Origin of the sequence: Pseudomonas sp. BLCC-B112, assembly GCF_028550695.1 — a bacterium.
Taxonomy (GTDB): Bacteria; Pseudomonadota; Gammaproteobacteria; order Pseudomonadales; family Pseudomonadaceae; genus Aquipseudomonas; species Aquipseudomonas danubii.
The window spans coordinates 120,316-143,512 of sequence record NZ_JAQQGK010000006.1; the positions used below are offsets into that span (position 1 = coordinate 120,316).

Below are 23,197 nucleotides of genomic sequence, written 5' to 3' on the forward strand. Positions count from 1 at the left end.
CCTTGTCGCAGCCCGCGGCAGCGGCCACAGGGTTAGGGTTCAGGCCTGGACGCTGAGGCCATATTCGGCGGCGGCATCCTGCAGCCACATCCACCAGTAATCGGAGAAGCTGCGGCGCACCAGCAACTCCCAGGTGTCTTCGCCGGTACGGCGGATCACCAGTTGCGACTTAGCGAACACCGTGCCCACCGCCTTGCCCACCGGGAAGTTGTTGGGGTGCACGTCGTAGCTGGTGGACTTCATCAGCACCTGGCGCACGTTGGGGCCGGACAGTTCGAGGATCTGCTGGCCGCCGCTGACGTTGACGATCTGGATATGCAGGTCGCCCAGGGCGGCGCGCAGGTTCTGCTCGGCGGCGAATTCTTCGCCGCTGGGCACGATCAGCAGCCACTCATCCGGGCCCAGCCATTGCAGGCTGGTTTCACCCTTGACCACCACGCTTAAGGCACCCGGCAATTCGATGCCCAGGGCCTTGTGCACGCCGGCGGCGAAGGCCGGGTCGTGGCCGTCGCCACGGATCGTCAGGTGACCGAGGAGTTTTTTCTCGCGCAGGATCACACCGGCGTTCTTGCGGCCCTTGCCCACCAGGCTCGGCAGGTCGGCGTGGTGCAAGGACGACTCGGCCTTGGCCCCGGTGGTGGGGCGCTGTTGGTAAACGTTGACTGCGGTCATGGAGCACCTGTCCTTTATTCTGTGGTCCGGTTCCGGTTGTCGCTGCCAGGGGCTGCGGTCGCTTGGGAACCGGGCGCAAGGTTTTGCATCCCGGGCAGGTCCTGCGGACCTTGGCGCAGCCTGCGGCAGCGGCTACAGGGTGCGTGCCCGGGTTCATGTCATATGTTCTGGCGGTCGCCCTTGGGGTCGAAGAACACCGAGGAAACGATTTCCGCCTCGATCACCCGGCCATCGGCCAGGGGCGCGAAGACCCGCTCGCCCAGGCGCTTGAGGCCGCCCTTGACCACACCCAGGGCAAAGGAATAACCCAGGGAGTTGTGGGCATAGCTGGAGGTCACGTGACCGACCATGCTCATGGGAATCGCCTGCTTGGGGTTGAACACCAGTTGCGCGCCTTCCGGCAGCCACTGGGTCGGGTCGATCGGCTTGAGGCCCACCAGTTGCTTGCGCTGCTCGCGCACGCAGTCTTCACGGTTCATCCCACGCCAGCCGATCCACGAGAACGGCTTGGTCCGGCCCACGCACCAACCCATGTTCAGGTCGTCCGGGGTCATCGAGCCGTCGGTGTCCTGGCCGACGATGATGAAACCCTTCTCGGCCCGCAGCACGTGCATGGTTTCGGTGCCGTAAGGGGTCAGGTTGTACTTCTTGCCAGCCTCGACGATCTGCTCCAGCACACCCATGGCGTAGTCGGCCTGGACGTTGACCTCGTAGGACAGCTCGCCAGTGAACGAGATACGGAACACCCGCGCCGGCACGCCGCCCACCAGGCCTTCCTTCCAGGTCATGAACGGGAAGCCGTCCTTGTCCAGGTCGATGTCGGTGACTTCGCTCAGCAGCTTGCGGCTGTTGGGGCCCGACAGGGTCATGGTGGCCCAGTGGTCGGTGACCGAGGTGAAGTACACCTTGAGGTCCGGCCATTCGGTCTGCTGGTAGATCTCCAGCCACTGCAGCACGCGGGCCGCGCCGCCGGTGGTGGTGGTCATCAGGAAGTGGTTGTCGGCCAGACAGGCGGTGACACCGTCGTCGAAGACCATGCCGTCTTCCTTGCACATCAGGCCGTAGCGGGCCTTGCCCACGTCGAGCTTGGTCCAGGCGTTGGTGTAGATGCGGTTGAGGAATTCCCGGGCGTCCGGGCCCTGGATGTCGATCTTGCCCAGGGTCGAGGCGTCCAGCAGGCCGACGCTGTCGCGCACCGCCAGGCATTCACGCTTGACCGCGGCATGCAGGTCTTCGCCGTTTTTCGGGAAGTACCAGGGACGCTTCCACTGGCCGACGTCTTCGAACTCGGCGCCATTCTTCACATGCCAGGCATGCAGCGCGGTGAAACGCACCGGCTCGAAGATGTGCCCGCAGTGCCGGCCGGCCACGGCGCCGAAGGTGATCGGCGTGTAGTTCGGGCGGAACATGGTGGTGCCCATCTGCGGGATGCTGACGTTCAGCGAACGGGCGGCAATGGCCAGGCCGTTGACGTTGCCCAGCTTGCCCTGGTCGGTGCCGAAGCCCAGCGCGGTGTAGCGCTTGACGTGCTCCACCGACTCGAAGCCCTCGCGGGTCGCCAGTTCGATGGCGGCGGCGGTGACGTCGTTCTGCAGGTCGACAAATTGCTTGGGCGCACGCGCCGTGCCTTTTTCATGGGGCACCTGGAACAGCGCCAGGGTCGGCTCTTCCAGGCGGGTCAGGGCCTTGGGCAACACGCCCTCGACGCTCTGGAACCCGGCTTCGCTGGCGGCGCGCACACCGCCTTCGAAACCATCGGCCAGGGTGTCGCCGAGGCTGTAGACGCCGTTGATACCGCCGACACACACGCGTTTCTGCGGCGCTTCACCGGGCACGAAACCGAGGATGTCTTCACGCCACACCGGCTTGCCGCCCAGGTGCGAAGCCAGGTGCACCACCGGGCTGTAGCCGCCGGAGCTGGCGATCAGGTCGCAATCGAGCCATTCGCCGGGGCTGGTGACCTTGTGCGCCTTGACGTCGATGGCCGCTACGCGCGCGCCAGTCACGTGCTTGCTGCCACGGGCTTCGATCACCGCACTGGAAGTGAGGATGCGAATACCCTTGGCCCGGGCTTCTTCCACCAGGGCACCGCGGGGGTTGTGCCGCGCATCGGCGATGGCCACCACTTGCAGGCTGGCGTCGAGCCAGTCCAGGGCCACGCGGTAGGCGTGGTCGTTGTTGGTAGACAGCAGCAGTTTCTTGCCCGGGGCCACGCCGTAGCGGCGCACGTAGGTGGAGACGGCACCGGCCAGCATGTTGCCCGGCACGTCGTTGTTGCCGTAGACCAGCGGCCGCTCGTGGGCGCCGGTGGCCAGCACCACGCGCTTGGCGCGGACCCGGTGGATACGCTGGCGCACCTGGCCGATCGGCGCGCGGTCGCCGAGGTGATCGGTGAGACGCTCGTGAATGGTCAGGAAGTTATGGTCGTGGTAGCCGTTGACCGTGGCCCGTGGCAGCAGCAACACATCCGGCAGCGACTTGAGCTCGGCGACCACACTGGCCACCCACTCCACCGCCGGCTTGCCGTCCAGGCTTTCGCGGCTGTCCAGCAGGCTGCCGCCGAATTCTTCCTGCTCATCGGCCAGGATCACTCGGGCGCCGCTACGGGCAGCGGCCAGCGCAGCGGCAAGACCGGCCGGGCCGCCACCGACAATCAGCACGTCGCAGTGCTGGTTCATGTTGTCGTAGGTGTCCGGATCGTTCTCGGTGGGCGAACGGCCAAGGCCCGCCGCCTTGCGGATGTACTTCTCGTAGGTCATCCAAAACGATTGCGGGTACATGAAGGTTTTGTAGTAGAAGCCCGGCGGCATCAGCTTGCCGCCGACCTTGCCGAGAATCCCCATCATGTCGTTGTTGACGCTAGGCCAGCCGTTGGTGCTGGTGGCCACCAGGCCCTGGTACAGCGCCTGTTGGGTGGCGCGCACGTTGGGGATCTGGGTGGCTTCGGTGGCGCCGATCTGCAGCACCGCGTTGGGCTCTTCGCAGCCCGCGGCGAAGATGCCCCGGGGCCGGGAATACTTGAAGCTGCGACCGATGATGTCCACGCCGTTGGCCAACAGGGCCGAGGCCAGGGTGTCGCCCTCGAAGCCTTTGTAGGTCTGGCCATTGAAGGTGAAGGTCAGGACTTTGTTGCGGTCGATGCGTCCGCCGTTGGACAGGCGATTGGTCTGGCTCATACCTTCTCTCCAGCAGCCTTGGCGGTGAACTGCGGTTTGGTGCCTATCTTGTAGGTTTCAAGAATTTCGTAGGTCACGGTGTCGCGGGTGGCGTTGAAGTACTGGCGGCAACCGGCGGCGTGGATCCACAGCTCGTGGTGCAGGCCGCGAGGGTTATCGCGGAAGAACATGTAGTCGCCCCACTCCTCGTCGGTGCAGGCGTTGGGGTCCAGCGGCCGGGGAATGTGCGCCTGGCCGGACGAATGGAATTCCTCTTCGGAGCGCAGCTCGCCGCAGTGAGGACAGAAGATATGCAACATAGGGAGTTGTCCTTTTAGTGGGCGACCGCAGCAGCGCCGTGTTCGTCGATCAGCGCGCCGTTGTGGAAACGGTCGATGGAGAAAGGGGCGGCCAATGGATGCATCTCGCCCTTGGCCAGGCTCGCGGCAAACACGTTGCCCGAGCCCGGGGTGGCCTTGAAGCCACCGGTGCCCCAACCGCAGTTGAAGAACATGTTCGGCACCGGAGTCTTGGAAATGATCGGGCAGGCGTCCGGGCTGGTGTCGACGATGCCGCCCCACTGGCGGTTCATGCGCACTCGGGAGAGGACCGGGAACATCTCGACGATGGCCTGGATGGTGTGTTCGATCACCGGGTAGGAGCCGCGCTGGCCGTAGCCGACCCAGCCGTCGATACCGGCACCGATCACCAGATCGCCCTTGTCCGACTGGCTGATATAGCCGTGCACCGCGTTGGACATGATCACGCTGTCGATGATCGGCTTGATCGGCTCCGACACCAGCGCTTGCAGCGGGTGGGATTCGATCGGCAGGCGGAAACCGGCGAGCTTGGCCATGTGCCCGGAGTTACCGGCGGTGACCACACCGACGCGCTTGGCGCCGATAAAGCCCTTGTTGGTCTCGACGCCGATGCACACGCCGTTTTCCTTGCGAAAACCGATGACTTCGGTCTGCTGGATCAGGTCCACGCCCAGGGCGTCGGCGGCCCGGGCAAAGCCCCAGGCCACGGCGTCGTGACGGGCCACGCCGCCACGGCGCTGGACTGTGGCGCCGAGGATCGGATAACGGGTGTTTTTCGAGCAATCCAGGTAGGGAATTTCGTCCGCCACCTGCTGGGTGTTGAGCAACTCGCCATCGATGCCGTTGAGGCGGTTGGCGCTGACCCGGCGCTCGGAATCACGGATGTCCTGCAGGGTGTGGCACAGGTTGTAGACCCCGCGCTGGGAGAACATCACGTTGTAGTTGAGGTCCTGGGACAGGCCTTCCCACAGCTTCATCGCATGCTCGTAGAGCTGCGCCGACTCGTCCCACAGGTAGTTGGAACGCACGATGGTGGTGTTGCGCGCAGTGTTGCCGCCACCCAGCCAGCCCTTTTCCACCACCGCGACATTGGTGATGCCGTGTTCCTTGGCCAGGTAGTAGGCCGTGGCCAGGCCATGCCCGCCACCGCCGACGATGACCACGTCGTAGACCTTCTTCGGGGTCGGCGTGCGCCACATGCGCTGCCAGTTTTCATGGTGGCTGAGAGAGTGCTTGAAGAGGCCGAAGCCCGAATAGCGTTGCATAGTCATTGCTCCAGTTGCGGCTCTCAGCGGTAAACCGGGAAATCAGCGCACAGGGCTGCCACCTGGCGAGCGACATTGGCCTCGACGTCGGCATCGCCGAGGTGGTCGAGGATGTCGCAGATCCAACCGGCCAGTTCAGTGCACTGGGTGACCTTGAATCCGCGGGTGGTGACCGCCGGGGTGCCGATGCGCAGGCCGGAGGTGACAAACGGCGACTGCGGGTCGTTGGGCACGGCGTTCTTGTTCACGGTGATGTGGGCGCGGCCCAGGGCGGCGTCGGCATCCTTGCCGGTCAGGCCCTGACGGATCAGGCTGACCAGGAACAGATGGTTGTCGGTGCCACCGGACACTACATCGTAGCCGCGTTTGATAAATACGCCGGCCATGGCCTGGGCGTTGTCGATTACCTGTTGCTGGTAGGCCTTGAACCCGGGCTCCAGCGCTTCCTTGAAGCACACCGCCTTGGCGGCGATCACGTGCATCAACGGACCGCCCTGGGCACCCGGGAACACCGCAGCGTTGAGCTTCTTCTCGATCTCTTCGTTGGCCTTGGCCAGGATCAGGCCGCCACGGGGACCGCGCAGGGTCTTGTGGGTGGTGGTGGTGACCACGTCGGCATAAGGCAGCGGGTTGGGATACAGACCGGCGGCCACCAGCCCGGCGACGTGGGCCATGTCGACGAACAGCAGCGCCCCGACCTTGTCGGCAATCTGCCGGAAGCGCGGGAAGTCCAGGGTCTTGGAGTAGGCCGAGAAGCCGGCGACGATCATCTTCGGCTTATGTTCCACGGCCAGACGCTCGACCTCGTCGTAGTCGATCAGCCCGGTGCGGGTATCGATGCCGTACTGCACGGCGTTGTACAGCTTGCCCGAGGACGACACCTTGGCGCCGTGGGTCAAGTGACCGCCATGGGCCAGGCTCATGCCGAGGATGGTGTCGCCGGCCTGCAGCAGGGCCAGGTACACCGCGCTGTTGGCGGAAGAACCGGAGTGCGGCTGGACGTTGGCGTAATCGGCGCCGAACAGCTGCTTGGCACGCTCGATGGCCAGGGCCTCGACCTTGTCCACATGCTCGCAGCCACCGTAGTAGCGCTTGCCCGGGTAGCCCTCGGCGTACTTGTTGGTCAGCCCGCTGCCTTGCGCCTGCATCACCCGCTTGCTGGTGTAGTTCTCCGACGCAATCAGCTCGATGTGATCTTCCTGGCGTTGTTCCTCGGCATTGATCGCCGCCAGCAGTGCATCGTCGTAACCCTGGATCTGGTCTTGCTTGCTGAACATCACGTCTCTCCCAGCGGCGGCGCTGCGCCTTTCGTCTCGGTGAGGCCAGCCTTAAAGCTGCGCCCTTTGGATGCGATGGTATGACCGGCAAGGGGAACTCAAATGCCTATGGACGCCACGCAAAGGTGCGTTTACGACATGCCTTGGCGCCCACGGACAAATGCCTCGGACCGCTGCCCAGTGAAGGCTCTGGATCGACGCCTTCAGGATCTCCGCGTCTGCTGCATCGCAATGCCGCCCAGGCCGTTCGCAGCCTGCGGCAGCGGCTACAGGAGTTGGCGCAGGGCCAGCAGCAGGAGAAAGTGCGCCGGGTACAGCAGGTAGGCCCAGCGGCGCATGGCCGGCACCGACCCGCCACGCAGCCCCCGCAGCAGCATCACTCCCAGCCACGGCGCCAGCAGACAAACGGCAATACCGCAGGTTGCCACCGGATTGCCCAGGCGCGCCGCCGGGAACAACGTTTCCCACTGGTTGGCCGCCAGGCACAAGGCCGCGGGCAACAGGCTGAAATACCAGGGGCGACGCAGCACCAGCAGCAAGGCCAGTGGCAGCAACACCCCGAAGGCGCCAAACATCAGCCAGCGGGAAAAACCCAGCGCCAGCAACAGGGCCACCAGGCCAAGCGCCAAGGCCAGTCCCCGACGCTGCTGCCAGCCCCGGGCCACCAGCAGGCCCAGGGCCAGGGTCGGCAACACATTCAAGGTGTCGGGATCAGGCACGAACAGGCGATAGGGAATCTCGCTCAGCAGGCTGAATAGCAGCAGCCAGCCCAGGTAACGCCATGGTCCGGGCCGACGGTCGGTTTCAACCCTGGCCCGGGTCAGATTCACCGCCATCGCCAGGCAGAACCAGGGAAACGCCAGGCGCCCCGGCACGTACAGCCAGTCCAGGCTCAAGCCCACATACCGCAGGTGATCCAGCACCATGCTCAGCAGCGCCAGCCACTTCAGCGCATCCAGCGCCTCATCGCGCCGGCGGTTGTCGGTTTTCAGCATCGCATCACGCATAAATCCTTATGGGCCCTGCATTATTCCGGCATAAACAGAGCGTGTGCTCGGCCATTGTTCTTGGGTAAAGTGCGCACCATCATCGACCACGGAACTCTCTTACACGGAAGCCGGCCATGACCGACAAAAGCCAACAGTTCGCCAGCGACAACTACTCCGGCATCTGCCCTGAAGCCTGGGCCGCCATGGAGCAGGCCAACCACGGCCACGAGCGCGCTTACGGCGACGATCAGTGGACCGCTCGCGCCGCCGATCATTTCCGCAAGCTCTTTGAAACCGACTGCGAAGTGTTCTTCGCCTTCAACGGCACCGCCGCCAACTCCCTGGCCCTGTCGTCGCTGTGCCAGAGTTACCACAGCGTGATCTGCTCGGAAACCGCCCACGTCGAAACCGACGAATGCGGCGCTCCGGAGTTCTTCTCCAACGGTTCCAAACTGCTGATCGCCGGCACCCAGAACGGCAAGCTGAGTCCGGAATCGATCCGCGAGATCGCCCTCAAGCGCCAGGACATCCACTATCCCAAGCCGCGGGTGGTGACCCTGACCCAGGCCACCGAAGTGGGCAGCGTCTACACCCCTGAAGAAGTGCGCGCCATCAGCGCCACCTGCAAGGAACTGGGGCTGAACCTGCACATGGACGGCGCGCGCTTCTCCAACGCCTGTGCCTTCCTCGGCTGCACCCCAGCGGAGCTGACCTGGAAGGCCGGCGTCGACGTGCTGTGCTTTGGCGGCACGAAAAACGGCATGGCGGTGGGTGAAGCGATCCTGTTCTTCAACCACAAGCTGGCGGAAGACTTCGACTACCGCTGCAAGCAGGCCGGCCAGCTGGCCTCGAAAATGCGCTTTCTCTCGGCGCCGTGGGTCGGCCTGCTGGAAAACGACGCCTGGCTCAAGCACGCCCGCCACGCCAACCACTGCGCGCAGTTGCTGGCCCAACTGGTGGCCGACATCCCTGGCGTGGAGCTGATGTTCCCGGTGCAGGCCAACGGCGTGTTCCTGCAACTTTCGGAACCGGCGATTGCCGCCCTGACGGCCAAGGGCTGGCGCTTCTACACCTTCATCGGCAAGGGCGGCGCGCGCTTCATGTGCTCCTGGGACACCGAAGAAGAACGCGTGCGCGAACTGGCAGCGGACATCCGCACCGTCATGAGCGCCTGACCCATCCCCTGCGCATGTAGGAGCTGGCTGGCCAGCGAACAGGCCCGCAACCCGGGCGCCGCTCTCACGGGCGCCTTCGCCGGCAAGCCGGCTCCTACAACGACACACCCTCCTCCACGGGAGCTGGCTGGCCAGCGAAAGCATCAGTTCACAAATTCCTGAACTGATTATTTGCCCCTGCTGATTCAACATCCGCCACCTTTATCCGAGACTCCGGGGTCGACCTATAAAAACAAAGGCTCCACCCATGACGACTCAGTCTTGCGTCACCGAAAAGGCCCAGTCTCCTGGCCTTGCGATCGAAACCCGTTCCATCGACTACGTGCCGCGCAACGAGCGCCACGGCAAGGTCTGGCACCAGGGCCCCTTCTGGTTCACCGGCAACTTCGTGCTCACCACCATGGTCACCGGCTTCACCGGCGCGGCCCTGGGCCTGGGTCTGCCCTATGCCATCCTGGCGATCGTCATCGGTGTGTGCCTGGGCACCTTCTGCATGGCCTTCCACGCCAACCAGGGCCCGCGCATGGGCCTGCCGCAGATGATCCAGTCCCGCGCCCAGTTCGGCCTGCGCGGGGCCATCGTGCCGTTCACCGCGGTGGTGTTCGTCTACATCGGCTTCAACGTGTTCAACGTGATCCTCGCCACCGACGCCATCAACACGGTGATCCCCGGGGCCCGGGCGCCCTGGTACACCCTGATGATCGCCATCGCGGTGCTGATCGCAGTGGTTGGCCATGACCTGTTGCACACCGTGCAGCGCTGGCTGACCTACGTGATGATCAGCGTGTTCGCGGTGCTCACCGTCAGCGCCCTGCTGACCTTGCAGGCCGACTCGGCCCTGGCCGACCCGCAGTTTTCCTGGTCGGCGTTCCTGATCCAGCTGTCGGCCGCCGCCGGTTACCAGATCAGCTATTCGGTGTACGTCTCCGACTATTCGCGCTACCTGCCGCACCAGACGCCGTCGCGCCAGGTGATTTTCTGGACCTACCTGGGCGCCGCCGGCTCGGCCCTGTGGCTGATGTCCCTGGGGGCCTTCCTGGCGTCCGCCCTGCCCTCACCAGATGCCATTGCCAGCGTGCGCGAAGTGGGCAACACCCTGATTCCCGGCTTCGGCACCTTCACCGTGCTGATCGCGGTGCCGGCGCTGGTGGGCATCATGGCGGTCAACTGCTACGGCGCCATGCTCACCGGCATCAGTGCCATCGACGGTTTCAAGTCGATCAAACCCAACCTCAAGAGCCGGGTAACCGGCATCCTGCTGGTGGCGGTGGTGATCTTCCTGATCGCCATGAACATTCCCGAAAGCTACCTGGGCAGCTTCAACACCTTTGTCCTGCTGATGCTGTACTTCCTGGTGCCCTGGACCGCGGTCAACCTCGCGGACTTCTACCTGGTGCGCAAAGGCCGCTACGCCATCAGCCACATCTTCAATCCCGCCGGCATTTATGGCCGCTGGTCCAGCGCCGGGTTGCTGGCCTACTTCCTCGGTTTGCTGGCGATGGTGCCGTTCATGTCCCTGAGCTTCTACCAGGGCCCACTGTCCCAGGCCCTGGGCGGCGCCGACGTCGCCTTCGTGATTGGCCTGGCGGTGGCCGGGCTGGTCTACTGGGCGCTGACCCGCAACCTGGACCTGGAAGCCGAACGCCTGGCTATCCAGGCCAGCGAACAGCAACTGGAAGGAGGCGCGCAATGATCCCCCAGACATCCCTGAAAGTGGCCTGCCAGCAACTGGCACCACGAATCGGCGACCTGGACTACAACCGCACCCTCAGCACCGAGGCCATCCGCCAGGCCGCCGCCCACGGCGCCCAAGTGGTGGTGCTGCCGGAGCTGGTGCAGAGCGGCTACGTGTTCCGCGACCTGCAAGAAGCCCTGGCGCTTTCGGAAAGCCTCGACGGGCCGACCTTGAGCCTGTGGAAAACCCTGGCCGAAGAACTGCAGGTGGTGATTGTCGGCGGCTTCTGCGAGCGCCTGGACGATCAGCGAGTGGCCAACAGCGCCGCCCTGATCGAGCCTGAAGGAACGCTGACGGTGTATCGCAAGGCGCACCTGTGGGACCGGGAGAACCTGATCTTCACCCCGGGCGACGAGCCGCCCCCCGTGGTGCCCACCCGCTTCGGGCCGATCGCCATGATGATCTGCTACGACCTGGAGTTCCCCGAATGGGTGCGCCTGCCGGCCCTGGCCGGGGCCGCGCTTTTGTGCGCGCCGGTGAACTGGCCGGACGGCCCGCGCCCGCCCAGCGAGCGGCCGGCGGAGATGGTCCGGGTCCAGGCCAACGCGGCGGTCAACCGGATGTTCATCGCCGCCTGCGACCGCTGCGGCGAAGAGCGCGGGGTGAACTGGGTGGGCGGCTCGACCATCGTCGATGCCGATGGCTATCCGTTGGCGGGCAAGAATCGGGAAAACGGGCAGCAGTTGCTGCTGGCGGAGCTGGACCTGGCCCAGGCCTGGCACAAGTCCATCAGTGAACATAACCATGTGCACCTGGATCGGCGACCGGCGTTGTATTGAGCGCAAGTTGAGGCCTCTGTGGCGAGAAAGCTTGTTCGCGCTCGGCTGTGCCGCAGTCGTCACCTGATGCCTCGATCTGACGTAACGAATCTACAGGTACCGGCGCCGCTTCTGCTCATTGCGGCACTTGGCCAGGAAAGAGCACTCCGGGCACCAGCGACCTTGGGTAATGGAGTGTGGGATCGCATACCAGGTATGTCCGATACTGCACTGCCATTGCAATTTGGTTGCTGAGTCAACGTACTCTTTCGAGAGGCAGTCGCCGCCACGAGCCCGGGCCATATTTTTCATGGCTTTAATGTTGCTGCGCATGCTGTCGTAATAGCATTGACGGCACCAAGCACCTTGCAGAACTCCGGCAGCGGGGGCCTCCCAAGCATGGCCTTTGGCGCAACGCCAAGTTAACGGGGTGGTGCCATTGACGTATTCAGTGGACAAGCATTCCCCCCCACGCGCTCGGGCGGCGGCCTGAACGTCTTCCAAGGTGCGACACCTCTTTTTTACAACGCACACAGGGCACCAACTACGGTGTTTGACACTGGCGGGCACCGCTTTCCAGCGATGCCCTTGCTCACACTCCCAGAGCAAGGCATGGGCGCTATCGATATAGGAATCGGATAAACAGCGTCCCCCACGCTGAGTAGCGATTTCCTGCATCTCTTCCAAGGTGTCGCGCTTTCTCATGCGAAAACAGCTCGGGCACCAACTGCGTTGCTTAATGCTGCCGAATGTCGCCAGCCAACGATGCCCCAAGTGGCATTGCCACTCCATGGGTACCCGACGTGATTCGTAGTGCGTTGAAAGACATCGCCCACCCCGCTCCGCAGCGACCTGCTGCGCAGTTTCCAAGGTGTCACGACGTTGCAGGCGAGCACACACCGGGCACCAACTTCCCCGAATGATTCGATAAGGATCAGCCAGCCACTCATGGCCCACTGCGCAGCGCCAGGACAGCCGAGCAGCCAGGTTGTTATAGGTCTCCGACAGGCACACGCCTCCTCGGGCCAGGGCCAGTTGTTGCATACCCTCGATAGTCTTGACGTGTTTTTCGGTCATGGCATTTAAACGTTGGGCGGGGCACGAAGCTTAAACACCACTGTTCTTGATTGGAGGCAGCATTTTTAATGCTCAGAAACTTCAAGCAACTTTCCAGACTCATCCCATATTTGTTTTTGCGCACCCTTTGCTAGGTTGAGCGCCACTTTGCACCCGGGCCAGGTACGGCGCGGGTCTGGCCTCTCTCACGCTTAAGGATGAGCCTATGTTCGCGCCGGCCGACACTGCGCATTTCGTGCTGTCCATCCCTGCCGTTCGCCACGACTTCAAGGTGCTGGCCTTCAAGGGCCGCGAAGCCATCAGCGAGCTGTATGCGATCCACATCGAGCTAGTTTCGGACAACCCCAACGTCGATCTGGAAAGCCTGCTCAACCAGCCGGCGTTCCTGCAGTTCGGCCTCAAGGGTGAAGGCATCCACGGCCTGATCGACGACATCGAAATCGGCGACAGCGGCAAGCGCATGACCCGCTATCACCTGATCCTGCGTCCTCACCTTTATCAGTTGCAGCACCGCCACAACCAACGGGTCTATCAGAACCTGACGGTGCCGCAGATCATTGCCAAGGTGCTCAAGGAACACGGCATCCTCGCCGACCAATACCGCTTCAACATTGCTCCCAAGCCTTCAGTACCCAGGGTGTATTGCGTGCAATACGGGGAGACGGATTTCCAGTTTGTGCAACGCCTGTGCTTTGAAGACGGCATTCACTGGCACCACGAACACAGCCTCGACCAGCACCTGCTGGTATTTTCCGACAACCAGACCGACTACCCGATCCTCGCCACCGCGCGCTATCAGCAAGGCAGTGGCCTGGCCGCCGAAGACCCGGTGGTCAGCCATTTCGCGGTGCGTTTCAGCACCCGCACCAGCCAGGTGGTGCGCCGCGACTACAACCTGAAAAAGCCCGACCCGCGCAGCGCCTCCAGCGGCGCCCCGCTCGATCCGGTGCCCAGCACCCTGCACAGCTGCGCACAGAGCGAGGCGCTACCAATCCTTGAGGACTATCGCTACCCGGGCCGCTACAGCACCGGCGCGGTGGGCCAGCAACTGAGCCAGATCGCCCTTGAAGGCCATCGCGCCGATTACCAGTTGGCCAAGGGGCAGAGCGATCTGTCGAGCTTTCGCTGCGGCCATCTGGTCACCCTCAGCGAGCATCCGCGCGGCGAATACAACCAGATGTGGCTGCTGGTCAGCGTTGAGCATGAAGGTCGACAACCGCAGGTGCTGGAAGAGTCGGTCACCAGCGACGACCGCCACGGCGGCTTTACCCAGGGTTACCGTAACCGCTTCAGCGCCATCCCCTGGGACACCTTCTTTCGGCCGCAAGAGCCCGCCCCCAAGCCCCGCCTGAGCAGCCAGACCGCGCTGGTGACCGGTCCTGCCGGTGAGGAAATCTGGTGTGACGAATTCTCACGGATAAAGATTCAATTTCATTGGGACCGCGAAGGCGAGCGCAACGAGTTCTCCAGCTGCTGGGTACGGGTGGCCACCAGTTGGGCCGGTGAAGGCTTTGGCCACGTGATCATCCCGCGGATCGGCATGGAAGTGCTGGTCAGCTTTATCGGCGGTGATCCCGAACAGCCCTTGGTGACCGGCTGCGTACCGAACCAGCACACGCCCGTGCCTTATCCGTTGCCGGCGAACAAGACCCGCAGCGTGTTCAAGACCCGCAGCAGCCTGGGCGGCAATGGCTCCAACGAGTTGCGCATCGAGGATCGCGCCGGCCAGGAGCAAATCTACATCCATGCCCAGCGCGATCAGGACTGCACCGTCAGGAACAATGAAAGCCATTGGGTGGGCGTCAATCGCATGCACTCGGTCGGCCAGAACGAAACCATCACCATCGGCCAGAACAGCCTGAGAACGGTCAAGGTCGACGACACCCTGCAAGTAGGCGCCACCAAGAAGGACAGCATTGGCACCCAGTACCTGATCGAAGCCGGGGAAAAAATACGCCTGGTCTGCGGCCAGAGCGTGATCGAAATGCTGGCCACGGGGGAAATTAATCTCTACGGCAGCGCCTTCAACTTCTCGGTGACCGGCGACGCGCAAATCAACACCGGCGGCCAGCTCGACATGAATATGCCCGGCGGCGCCGCCGCCACAAGCCCCGAAGCGGATGGCGTCAAAGGCAGCATCGAGGCCGAAGTGGAGGCCGCCTTCGCGCCAGCACCGGCCCCCGCTTCCTGATGTTCACCTCTTAAGAGCAAGCACCTATGGACTACCTGATCCAGGAAGGAAAACTCACGCTGCCCAGTGGTTTTCAAGATCGCAGCGTCAATATGTTCATCCCGGGGGTAACCCTGCCCGCGCCTTTCAGCCTGACCCTGTCCCGGGACATCACGCTCCCTGGGGAAAGCCTGGCGGAGTATGTCGAGCGCCAAGTCAGCCTGATCGCCGCCAAGTTGCGCAAATACAAACGTCAGGACCTGCAAGAGGTCTGGCTTTCGATGCAATCCCCGGTGCCGGGTCTGCAAGTCGACGCCCATTACCAGAGCGACGGACGCCCGGTGTACCAGCGTCAGGCCGGCTTTATCGTTTCGCCTCAGCGCGTGCTGGTGTTTTCGGCCACTAGCCAGCAGCCCTTTGATGATTCGTTGAATCAGCTGTGGACGGACGTCCTGGCGAGCTTCGAGGCCCATCCTACGCCCTCATCCAAGCCATAAGGCGCCTGCGGACTCAAGGAACGAGAGGCCTGGGAGGCCAAGCATGTTTGAAGCGGCACGGTTAAACGACGAACTGGCCCACAGCAACGCGCTGGTGGGGTTTCTAGTGGGAGCGGCGTTGGGGATCGCCTTGATTGCGGCTGTGGCCATAATTACCGTTGCCACCTGCGGATTTGGCACCGCCTTGCTGGCCGGGGTGCTTGCGGGTGTGGGAGGTATAGCACTGACCTCAGCGGGCGAAGCCATCGGACGAATGTCCAAGGCTCCCGCCGGGGGCATTACCAGTGGTTCACCGGACGTCCTCATCAATGGCCTGAATGCTGCACAAGTTCAGGACAGCCTGGGTATCTGCACCAAGCATCCGGCTCCTCCGATGGTGGCGGAGGGCTCGGCCAAGGTGTTTATCAACGGCTTACCGGCGGCGCGCAAGGGCGACAAGCTGACCTGCGGCAGCGTCATCGACAGCGGCTCGGACAGCGTTTTTATCGGCGCCGAAAAAGAGCAGTACCTGGAGATCGAAGACGAGATTCCAGAATGGCTGCGCACCACCGTCGATATCCTCATGGCCGTGGCCGGCGCCGCCGGCGGCCTACTGAAACTGGCGTTGACCGCTGGCAAGATTGGCCTGAAGGCCGTCGCCCCTTGTGCATTGAAATTTGCTGCCGGGTTTGTCGCGGGTGAACTGGCGGGACGCTTCGTCATTGGTCCGGCCATTGGCCGTGTGGCCGGCGGCCTGATCGGCAATCCGGTAGACGCCATCAGCGGGCGCAAACTGCTGCTGGAAGAAAGCGAAACCGACTTCAGCCTGCCGGGATTGATGCCCATCACCTGGGCGCGTTTCTATGCCAGCGACATTACCCACGAGGGCTTGCTCGGTCGCGGCTGGGTGCTGCCCTGGGAGCAAAGCCTGCGCCTGGAAGACCAACAGCTGTATCTGCGCGACAACCAGGGGCGTGACCTACCCTTGCCACCACTGGAACCCGGCGAGCGCGCCTACCTGACGGACGAGCAACTGTTCGTGGTGCGTTCCGAAGGCGGTCACTACCTGCTGCAAAGCCTGGACAACACCTTCTTCTATTTCGGTGAACTGGCCGATGACGGTCAGCCATCTCCCCTGCGGCGTATCGAAAACGCCCTCGGCCATTTCCTTAATTTCAGCTATGACAGTCAGCAGCGTCTGAGCGACTTGTGCGCCACGGGCGGCATTCGCCTGCACCTGTGTTACGAGCAGCACGAACGGCGCCTGAGCCGAGTCGAACGGGTCGTCGATAACCAGCCTGTCGAAACCCTGGTGCATTACCAGTACGACGCCAACGGCCAACTGCGCCAAGTCATCAACCGCAACGGCGAACGGGTGCGAGGTTTTGCCTACGACCAGGGGCTGATGATCGCCCACGAAAATGCCCTGGGCCTGCGCTGTCACTACCGCTGGGCAACCCTGAACGACGGTCAGCCCAGGGTCACCGAGCACTGGACCAGTGACGGTGAGCGCTACTTGTTCAGCTATGACCTGGCACAACGTCAGACTCATATCAAAGACGTGCTCGGACGCACCGCGCGGATCGACTACAACGAAGGCAGGCGGGTCATCGCCAGCCGCGACTTTGGCGGCGAGCAGTACCGCTTCCAGCTCGATGAATCCGGCAACATGACCGGCCTGGAGCTACCCGACGGCAGCACCCTGAGCTTCATCTACGACAAGCTCTCGCGACTGGAGGAGGAAACCGATCCCCTGGGCCGCTCCATCCGCTACAGCTATCACCAGGACACCGACCTGATCACCGCCATCGAGCGTGCCGATGGCAGTTGTCAGCGCTGGAGCTATGACCGTCACGGCAACCTGCTCGACAGCACCGACCCTTTGGGTCAGGTGACCCAATTCTTCAACACTGACGCCGGCCTGCCCCACACCCGCATCGACCCGCTTGGCAACCGTACTCGGCTGTGGTGGAACGAACTGGGGCAGATCGAGCAATACCAGGACTGTTCCGGACAGCTGACGCGCTATGGCTACGACAGCCACCTGCACCTGGCGAGCATCACCGATTCCATGAAGAGCACTACGCGCCTGACCCGCAAAGCCGATGGCGAAGTGCTGCGCGTCGAGCACCCAGGCGGTAGCCATGACCAGTACCGTTACAACGCCCTTGGCCAGTTGCTCAGCCACACCAATGCCGACGGTCACACCACCAGCCTGACCCGCACGCCACGGGGCCTACCCAGCCAGCGCAGGGACGCCCGTGGCCAGCAGGTTCATTATCAATACGACAAAGCCCAGCGCCTGATAGCCCTGCTCAACGAAAACAAGGCCGCCTACCGCTTCAGCTACGACGCCAGCGATCGCCTGCAGGAAGAAGTACGCCTCGATGGCCTGCGCCGCCGCTTCAGCTACAGCGTCAACGGCCAACTGAGCCAGTTGGAAGAAATCGCCACCAGCCCGACGCTGGTCCAGGTCACTCGCCTGCAACAGTTCGAACACGACGCTGCGGGGCGCCTACTCAGCAGGGTGACCAGCGACGCCCGCCTGGACTATCACTACGACGATGCCGACCGTCTGATCGCCGTCGAGCGCCAGCCGAGTAAGGTGGGCGAAGCCCAGGGCATCCGCCCGGATCGCCTGGCCTTCAGCTACGACGCCGCCGACCAACTGCTGAGCGAAAGCAGCAGCACCGGCAGTCTTGCCTACCACTACGACGCCCTGGGCAACCTCAGCGGGCTGGCCCTACCCGACGGCCGCCAACTGAACCAGCTCTATTACGGCAGCGGCCACCTGCACCAGATCAACCTCGACGGCCACTTGATCAGCGACTTCGAGCGCGACGCCCTGCACCGCGAAACCCTGCGCACCCAAGGCACCCTCACCAGTCGCTACGGCTACGACAGCCAGGGGCGCAAAATGTGGCAAGCCGCAATCCGCCTGCCCCACGAACAACTGAGCCAACTGCAGGAAAAGACCGACAGCCTGCTCGGCCTCCCGCAACATCCCGCCACCGCCCTGCACCGCCGCTATCACTACAGCCCGGGCGGTGAAGTACAGCGGATCGTCGACAAACAGCGCGGTATCACCGACTTCCATTACGACGCCAATGGCCAACTACGCAGCCGCCAACCAAACCACCCACAACTGCACACCGAAGATTTCTCCTACGACCCGGCCGGCAACCTTTGCGGCAGCGGCAGTTGGCAATTCGATAGGATCCAGAACAACCGTCTGGTCGCCTTCAAAGACCTGCGTTTTACCTACGACGACTGGGGCAACCTCAGCGAAAAGAGCAGCGCCAATGGCGCAATGCAACGCTTCACCTACGATTGCGAAAACCGCCTGATCCACGCCCAGACCTGGCACGGCGCAACCCTGCACAGCGAAGCGCGTTACCACTACGACGCCCTCGGGCGACGCATCGCTAAAGCAGTCATGCAAAGCGGCCAGACCCAAGAAACGACGTTCCTCTGGCAAGGCCTGCGCCTGCTGCAAGAACAACAACCGCAGCGCCACAGCACCTATGTTTATGAGCCGGACAGTTACGCACCATTGGCCCGAATCGACACTGATCCCGGACTGCAAGAGCGAGAAGCCAGGCTCTACTACTTCCACACCGACCAGATCGGCACACCGCAGGAAATGACCGATGCCGAAGGGCACGTGGTGTGGCGCGCGTACTACAAAGCCTGGGGCGGATTGGAGGCGTTATCACCGAATACGGTGGAACAGAATCTGCGCTTTCAGGGGCAGTATCACGACCGGGAAAGCGGGCTGTACTACAACACCTTCAGGTACTACGATCCGGCGGTGGGGCGGTTTACCACGCAGGACCCGATTGGGTTGGCGGGTGGGAACAACCTGTATCGGTATGCGCCGAATGCGTTGGGGTGGGTTGATCCGTGGGGATTGGAGTGTTGGAACACCGCAAGGAAGAACTTCTGGAAACGGGAGGCAATTAACCCCAGTCGCACATACTCACCCGCTAATTTGGCTGAAATGGCTAAAGGACGAGCACCAAAAATAAGCGTAATGGTTCAAAACAGAAAAACATTAGAAATAACAGAAAGAGTCTATTCACTGGAGCTTCATCATGCAACGATTCCTCAACGAATCGGGGGAACAGGAGTACATAACACTTCCAACCTCGATATTTTGACTCCTTGGGAGCATGAAGCCGTAGACTCATTCAGGCATGTGGGATCGGATTTAATACGGATAATAAAAGGAGTTGATGTATGGTAGACCACATCCAAGAAATAAAGTCGGTTGTATTTAGTGAAAAATATAAAACCATAATGGACTCCATTAAATCCACTACAGGAATTAAAATTTTTGAAGAGTATGAAGATGCCATGGCCGCAATAGACTCCAGAAGGCTTGTCCTATCTGGTGTATCGTATAAAGAAATACATAAGGCATTAAATAATGAAGATGACTTATTTAAATTCTCCATAAATAAACTAACAAAAAAAGGCAAGGATGTAGAGCAGGAAGGGTTTGAGCCCAGCGCACTTGTCAAGTCGCATGGGTATTCAAAAGGTTTTCTCTTAATTAACCTTGTGGAGTTAATAGTAGCTAAACGGGGTGTAAAGGAACTTGAGCAATATTTTAAATCCTCCCGTATTCCTGACTGGAAGAAATATTCAAAAGAGGTTTTAAGCTTTGTGCCTTGAGGGATTTTTATACTACGAAAACCGCTTGATCCAAGCCCAGACCTAGCATAGCGCACCCCTGTACAGCGAGGCCCGCTACCACAACGACGCCCCTAGGGCGCCGGATCGGTAAACAGGTCACGCAAGATGGCCAGACCCAAGAAACGACCTTCCTCTGGCAAAGCCTGCGCCTGCTGCAAGAACAACAACCGCAGCGCCACAGCACCTATGTTTATGAGCCGGACAGTTACGCACCATTGGCCCGAATCGACACTGATCCCGGACTGCAAGAGCGAGAAGCCAGGCTCTACTACTTCCACACCGACCAGATCGGCACACCGCAGGAAATGACCGATGCCGAAGGGCACGTGGTGTGGCGCGCGTACTACAAAGCCTGGGGCGGATTGGAGGCGTTATCACCGAATACGGTGGAACAGAATCTGCGCTTTCAGGGGCAGTATCACGACCGGGAAAGCGGGCTGTACTACGACACCTTCAGGTACTACGATCCGGCGATGGGGCGGTTTACCACGCAGGACCCGATTAGGTAGGCGGGTGAGGAGAACCTGTATCGGAATGAGAGCCAGTTCCCTTGCCCCCACTCCAAATCAGAACTCAACCCGCACGTCGCCCTTGGGCACGCTGCAGCAGGACAGGATGTAGCCTTCGGCTTCGTCTTCCTCGGTGATTCCGCCGTTGTGTTCCATCACCACTTCGCCGCCCAGCTTGAGTACCTTGCAGGTGCCGCAGATGCCCATGCCGCAGGCCTTGGGGATCATCAGGCCGAGCTTGGCTGCGGCCGCGTGCACGGTTTCCCCCGGGGCCACGCGGATGCTCTTGCCGGAGGCGGTGAACTCCACCTGATGCAGGTCGGCGACATCCACTTCCGGCGCTTCGGCGGCTTGCTCGGCATGCTCCACCGCGTCGGCCCGGGCTTCGGGCGGGGTCGCGCCGAAGGATTCCTCGTGGTAGCGCGCCATGTCGAAGCCGGCAGCTTCCAGCAGGCGCTTGACGGCATTCATGTAGGGCGTCGGCCCGCAGCAGAACACTTCCCGCTCCAGGAAGTCCGGGGCCATCAGTTCCAGCATCTTGTGGTTCAGGTAGCCGCGATAGCCGGCCCAGGGCTCGCCCAGGCCGTGTTTCTCGCAGATCAGGTGCAGGCTGAAGTTGTCGATCCGCGACGCCATGTGTTCCAGCTCGCGGTGGTAAATGATGTCCTTGGGTGAGCGGGCGCTGTGGATGAACACCATGTCGACGTTGCCGTTGGTGTCGTAGAACCAGCGCGCCATGGACATCACCGGGGTGATGCCGACGCCGCCGCTGAGGTAAAGCACTTTCGGGCTGGGGAAATCGATGGCGTTGAACAGCCCCACCGGCCCGTGCACCGCCAGTTCCTGGCCTTCATGCAAAGTGTCGTGCAACCAGTTGGAGACCTTGCCGCCCGGCACGCGCTTGATGGTCACCGAGAAGCTGTAGGGCACCGATGGCGAGCTGGAGATGGTGTAGGAACGCATCACCGGCTGGCCTTCGATCTCCAGTTCCAGGGTGACGAACTGCCCCGGTTTGAAGAAGAACATGATCGGCTGGTCGGCCATGAAGCAGAAGGTCCGCACATCCCAGGTTTCCTGGATGACTTTGACGCAACGGACGATGTGACGGCCATTGGCCCAGGTCTGGGTGGTTACCGGGTTGAGGAAGGTGTTGGACATGCTGTTCTCCACGGCCGACTGTCGGCGTCTTGTCAGCGATTCTGCGTAAGGCTTCTCGCGCCCATTTACCTATCTGCGACATTCACATGCTTATCGCGACCAGCCCCCAGTTACAGGGGCTCCCCCGTCGGGAACAGATTGGGCCATGTCGCCCATGGATAAGGTTCAAGGCGCCCGCGGACCCACACTCGCCTCAAACACGACAACCGATTTTTCGTGACTTGCGTAGCACCCACCGTAGCCACTATTTAATTCGCCGGCCGCACCGAACGGCCATGAGGACTTGAACGATGGACGTCACCGCAACCCTGAGCTTGGGCGATCCACTGGAACCTGCACGCAAGGCCACTGCACAGATGCTGCAGGAGCGCGAGCGGACCTTCTCCCTGCCGCAGCCTTTCTACTGCGACGACAGGCTGTTCGATATCGACATGCAGGAGATTTTCCAGAAGGAATGGCTGATCGCCGGCATGACCTGCGAGATCCCCACCAAGGGCAACTACATCACCCTGCAGATCGGCAAGAACCCGATCATTGTCATCCGCGGCGCCGACGGTGTGGTCCACGCCTTCCACAACGTCTGCCGCCATCGCGGCTCGCGGCTGTGCACCAGCGACAAGGGCAAGGTGGCCAAGCTGGTCTGCCACTACCACCAGTGGACCTACGAACTGGACGGCCGCCTGCTGTTCGCCGGCACCGAGATGGGCGCCGACTTCGACATGAAGCAATACGGCCTGAAACCGGTGAACGTGAAAACCGCCGGCGGCTACATCTTCATTTCCCTGGCCGAGAATCCGCCGGCCATCGACGACTTCCTCTCCACGCTGGCCCATTACATGGAGCCCTACGACATGGAGAACACCAAGGTGGCGGTGCAGACCACCTTGCACGAAAAGGCCAACTGGAAGCTGGTACTGGAGAACAACCGCGAGTGCTACCACTGCGTCGGCTCGCACCCCGAGTTGCTGAAAACCCTGCTGGAATGGGACGACGTCACCGACCCGCGGGCCGACCAGGCGTTCAAGGACCATGTGGCCGCTTCCGCCGCCGCCTGGGAAGCCGAGAAGATCCCCTACGCTCACGCCAGCTTCGGCCTGCGCAATCGCATCGTGCGCATGCCCCTGCTCAAGGGCACCGTGTCCATGACCCTGGACGGCAAGCAGGGCTGCGCCAAGCTGATGGGACGGATCAAGAACCCGGACCTGGGCTCGATGCGCATCCTGCACCTGCCGCACTCATGGAACCACTGCATGGGCGACCACATCATCGTGTTCACCGTGTGGCCCATCAGCGCTCAGGAAACCATCGTCACCACCAAGTGGATCGTGCACAAGGACGCGGTGGAAGGCGTGGACTACGACGTCGAGCGCATGCGCCAGGTGTGGGACGCCACCAACGCCCAGGACCGGCGCCTGGCGGAAGAAAACCAGCGTGGCATCAACTCCACCGCCTACCAGCCGGGTCCGTACTCCAAGACCTATGAATTCGGCGTGGTCAACTTCGTCGACTGGTACAGCGAGCGCATGCTGAGCAACCTCGGCGCAGAACCGGCGCCTTATCTCAAGGGCGTGCCGGTCACTGGCTGATACCGCAGGAGTTCGGCAGCGGCTACAGGATTATGTAGCCGCTGCCGCAGGCTGCGAACGGCTTGGGCGGCATTGCGACGCGGCGAGTTTGAGAGCGCTTGAGGTCCGGCGGAAAACCGTCAAGCAAGGTCCTGCGGACCTTGTCGCAGCCTCGCAGGCTCGGCAGCGGCTACAGGG

Annotated in this window: 16 protein-coding genes; 9 read left to right on the forward strand and 7 right to left on the reverse strand. The window is 62.3% G+C overall.

Annotated elements, in window-relative coordinates:
• Positions 1 to 39: 39 nt before the first annotated feature.
• The 6 genes from PQT43_RS17090 to PQT43_RS17115 all read right to left on the reverse strand — a co-directional run bounded on the left by PQT43_RS17090 (position 40) and on the right by PQT43_RS17115 (position 7,696).
• A complete protein-coding gene (locus PQT43_RS17090; RefSeq protein ID WP_047306416.1) occupies positions 40 to 672 on the reverse strand; it encodes a sarcosine oxidase subunit gamma in 633 nt (210 codons plus the stop codon).
• Between the two features lie 158 nt (positions 673 to 830).
• Positions 831 to 3,848, reverse strand: coding sequence for a sarcosine oxidase subunit alpha (locus PQT43_RS17095; protein ID WP_110594433.1), 3,018 nt, complete (start codon positions 3,846 to 3,848; stop codon positions 831 to 833).
• Positions 3,845 to 4,147, reverse strand: a complete 303-nt coding sequence (locus tag PQT43_RS17100) for a sarcosine oxidase subunit delta (protein WP_011063902.1) — start codon at positions 4,145 to 4,147, stop codon at positions 3,845 to 3,847. The genes PQT43_RS17095 and PQT43_RS17100 overlap by 4 nt, the downstream gene beginning before the upstream one ends.
• A 14-nt stretch (positions 4,148 to 4,161) precedes the next feature.
• Positions 4,162 to 5,412, reverse strand: a complete 1,251-nt coding sequence (locus PQT43_RS17105) for a sarcosine oxidase subunit beta family protein (RefSeq protein WP_016964291.1) — start codon at positions 5,410 to 5,412, stop codon at positions 4,162 to 4,164.
• A gap of 23 nt (positions 5,413 to 5,435) precedes the next feature.
• Complete coding sequence (locus PQT43_RS17110) at positions 5,436 to 6,689, reverse strand: serine hydroxymethyltransferase (RefSeq protein ID WP_047289636.1); 1,254 nt, start codon at positions 6,687 to 6,689, stop codon at positions 5,436 to 5,438.
• Between the two features lie 266 nt (positions 6,690 to 6,955).
• Positions 6,956 to 7,696: a TraX family protein gene (locus PQT43_RS17115; protein WP_267269026.1), complete on the reverse strand. Its 741-nt coding sequence runs from the start codon at positions 7,694 to 7,696 to the stop codon at positions 6,956 to 6,958.
• A 116-nt stretch (positions 7,697 to 7,812) separates the two neighbouring features.
• Here PQT43_RS17115 and PQT43_RS17120 point away from each other — a divergent pair, with 116 nt between their 5' ends.
• From PQT43_RS17120 to PQT43_RS17155, 8 genes are all read left to right on the forward strand, one after another.
• A complete protein-coding gene (locus PQT43_RS17120; RefSeq protein ID WP_267269027.1) occupies positions 7,813 to 8,853 on the forward strand; it encodes a threonine aldolase family protein in 1,041 nt (346 codons plus the stop codon).
• Between the two features lie 247 nt (positions 8,854 to 9,100).
• Positions 9,101 to 10,546, forward strand: coding sequence for a purine-cytosine permease family protein (locus tag PQT43_RS17125; RefSeq protein WP_267269028.1), 1,446 nt, complete (start codon positions 9,101 to 9,103; stop codon positions 10,544 to 10,546).
• Positions 10,543 to 11,367: a nitrilase-related carbon-nitrogen hydrolase gene (locus PQT43_RS17130; RefSeq protein ID WP_110594429.1), complete on the forward strand. Its 825-nt coding sequence runs from the start codon at positions 10,543 to 10,545 to the stop codon at positions 11,365 to 11,367. Before PQT43_RS17125 ends, PQT43_RS17130 begins: the two co-directional genes overlap by 4 nt.
• A 1,261-nt stretch (positions 11,368 to 12,628) precedes the next feature.
• Complete coding sequence (locus tag PQT43_RS17135; RefSeq protein ID WP_272754346.1) at positions 12,629 to 14,614, forward strand: type VI secretion system Vgr family protein; 1,986 nt, start codon at positions 12,629 to 12,631, stop codon at positions 14,612 to 14,614.
• Between the two features lie 26 nt (positions 14,615 to 14,640).
• Positions 14,641 to 15,090 (forward strand): DcrB-related protein, encoded by a 450-nt coding sequence (locus tag PQT43_RS17140; RefSeq protein ID WP_110594426.1) that lies wholly within the window; start codon positions 14,641 to 14,643, stop codon positions 15,088 to 15,090.
• A 43-nt stretch (positions 15,091 to 15,133) separates the two neighbouring features.
• Positions 15,134 to 19,315, forward strand: coding sequence for an RHS repeat-associated core domain-containing protein (locus tag PQT43_RS17145; RefSeq protein WP_267269030.1), 4,182 nt, complete (start codon positions 15,134 to 15,136; stop codon positions 19,313 to 19,315).
• Positions 19,309 to 19,746 carry a hypothetical protein gene (locus PQT43_RS17150; protein ID WP_267269031.1) on the forward strand — a complete coding sequence of 146 codons (438 nt, stop codon included), beginning with the start codon at positions 19,309 to 19,311 and terminating at the stop codon, positions 19,744 to 19,746. The genes PQT43_RS17145 and PQT43_RS17150 overlap by 7 nt, the downstream gene beginning before the upstream one ends.
• Before the next feature lie 236 nt (positions 19,747 to 19,982).
• Complete coding sequence (locus PQT43_RS17155; protein ID WP_272754349.1) at positions 19,983 to 20,276, forward strand: RHS repeat-associated core domain-containing protein; 294 nt, start codon at positions 19,983 to 19,985, stop codon at positions 20,274 to 20,276.
• Positions 20,277 to 20,333: 57 nt separating this feature from the next.
• Here the strand turns inward: PQT43_RS17155 and gbcB are convergent, their stop codons facing one another.
• The gene (gbcB, locus tag PQT43_RS17160) at positions 20,334 to 21,434 is read right to left on the reverse strand and encodes a glycine-betaine demethylase subunit GbcB (RefSeq protein WP_102881089.1); all 1,101 of its coding nucleotides are present in this window, start codon (positions 21,432 to 21,434) and stop codon (positions 20,334 to 20,336) included.
• Between the two features lie 290 nt (positions 21,435 to 21,724).
• Between gbcB and gbcA the strand changes: the two genes are divergently transcribed.
• On the forward strand, positions 21,725 to 23,020 hold the full coding sequence (gene gbcA / locus PQT43_RS17165) for a glycine-betaine demethylase subunit GbcA (RefSeq protein WP_102881090.1): 1,296 nt from the start codon (positions 21,725 to 21,727) through the stop codon (positions 23,018 to 23,020).
• Positions 23,021 to 23,197: the final 177 nt, after the last annotated feature.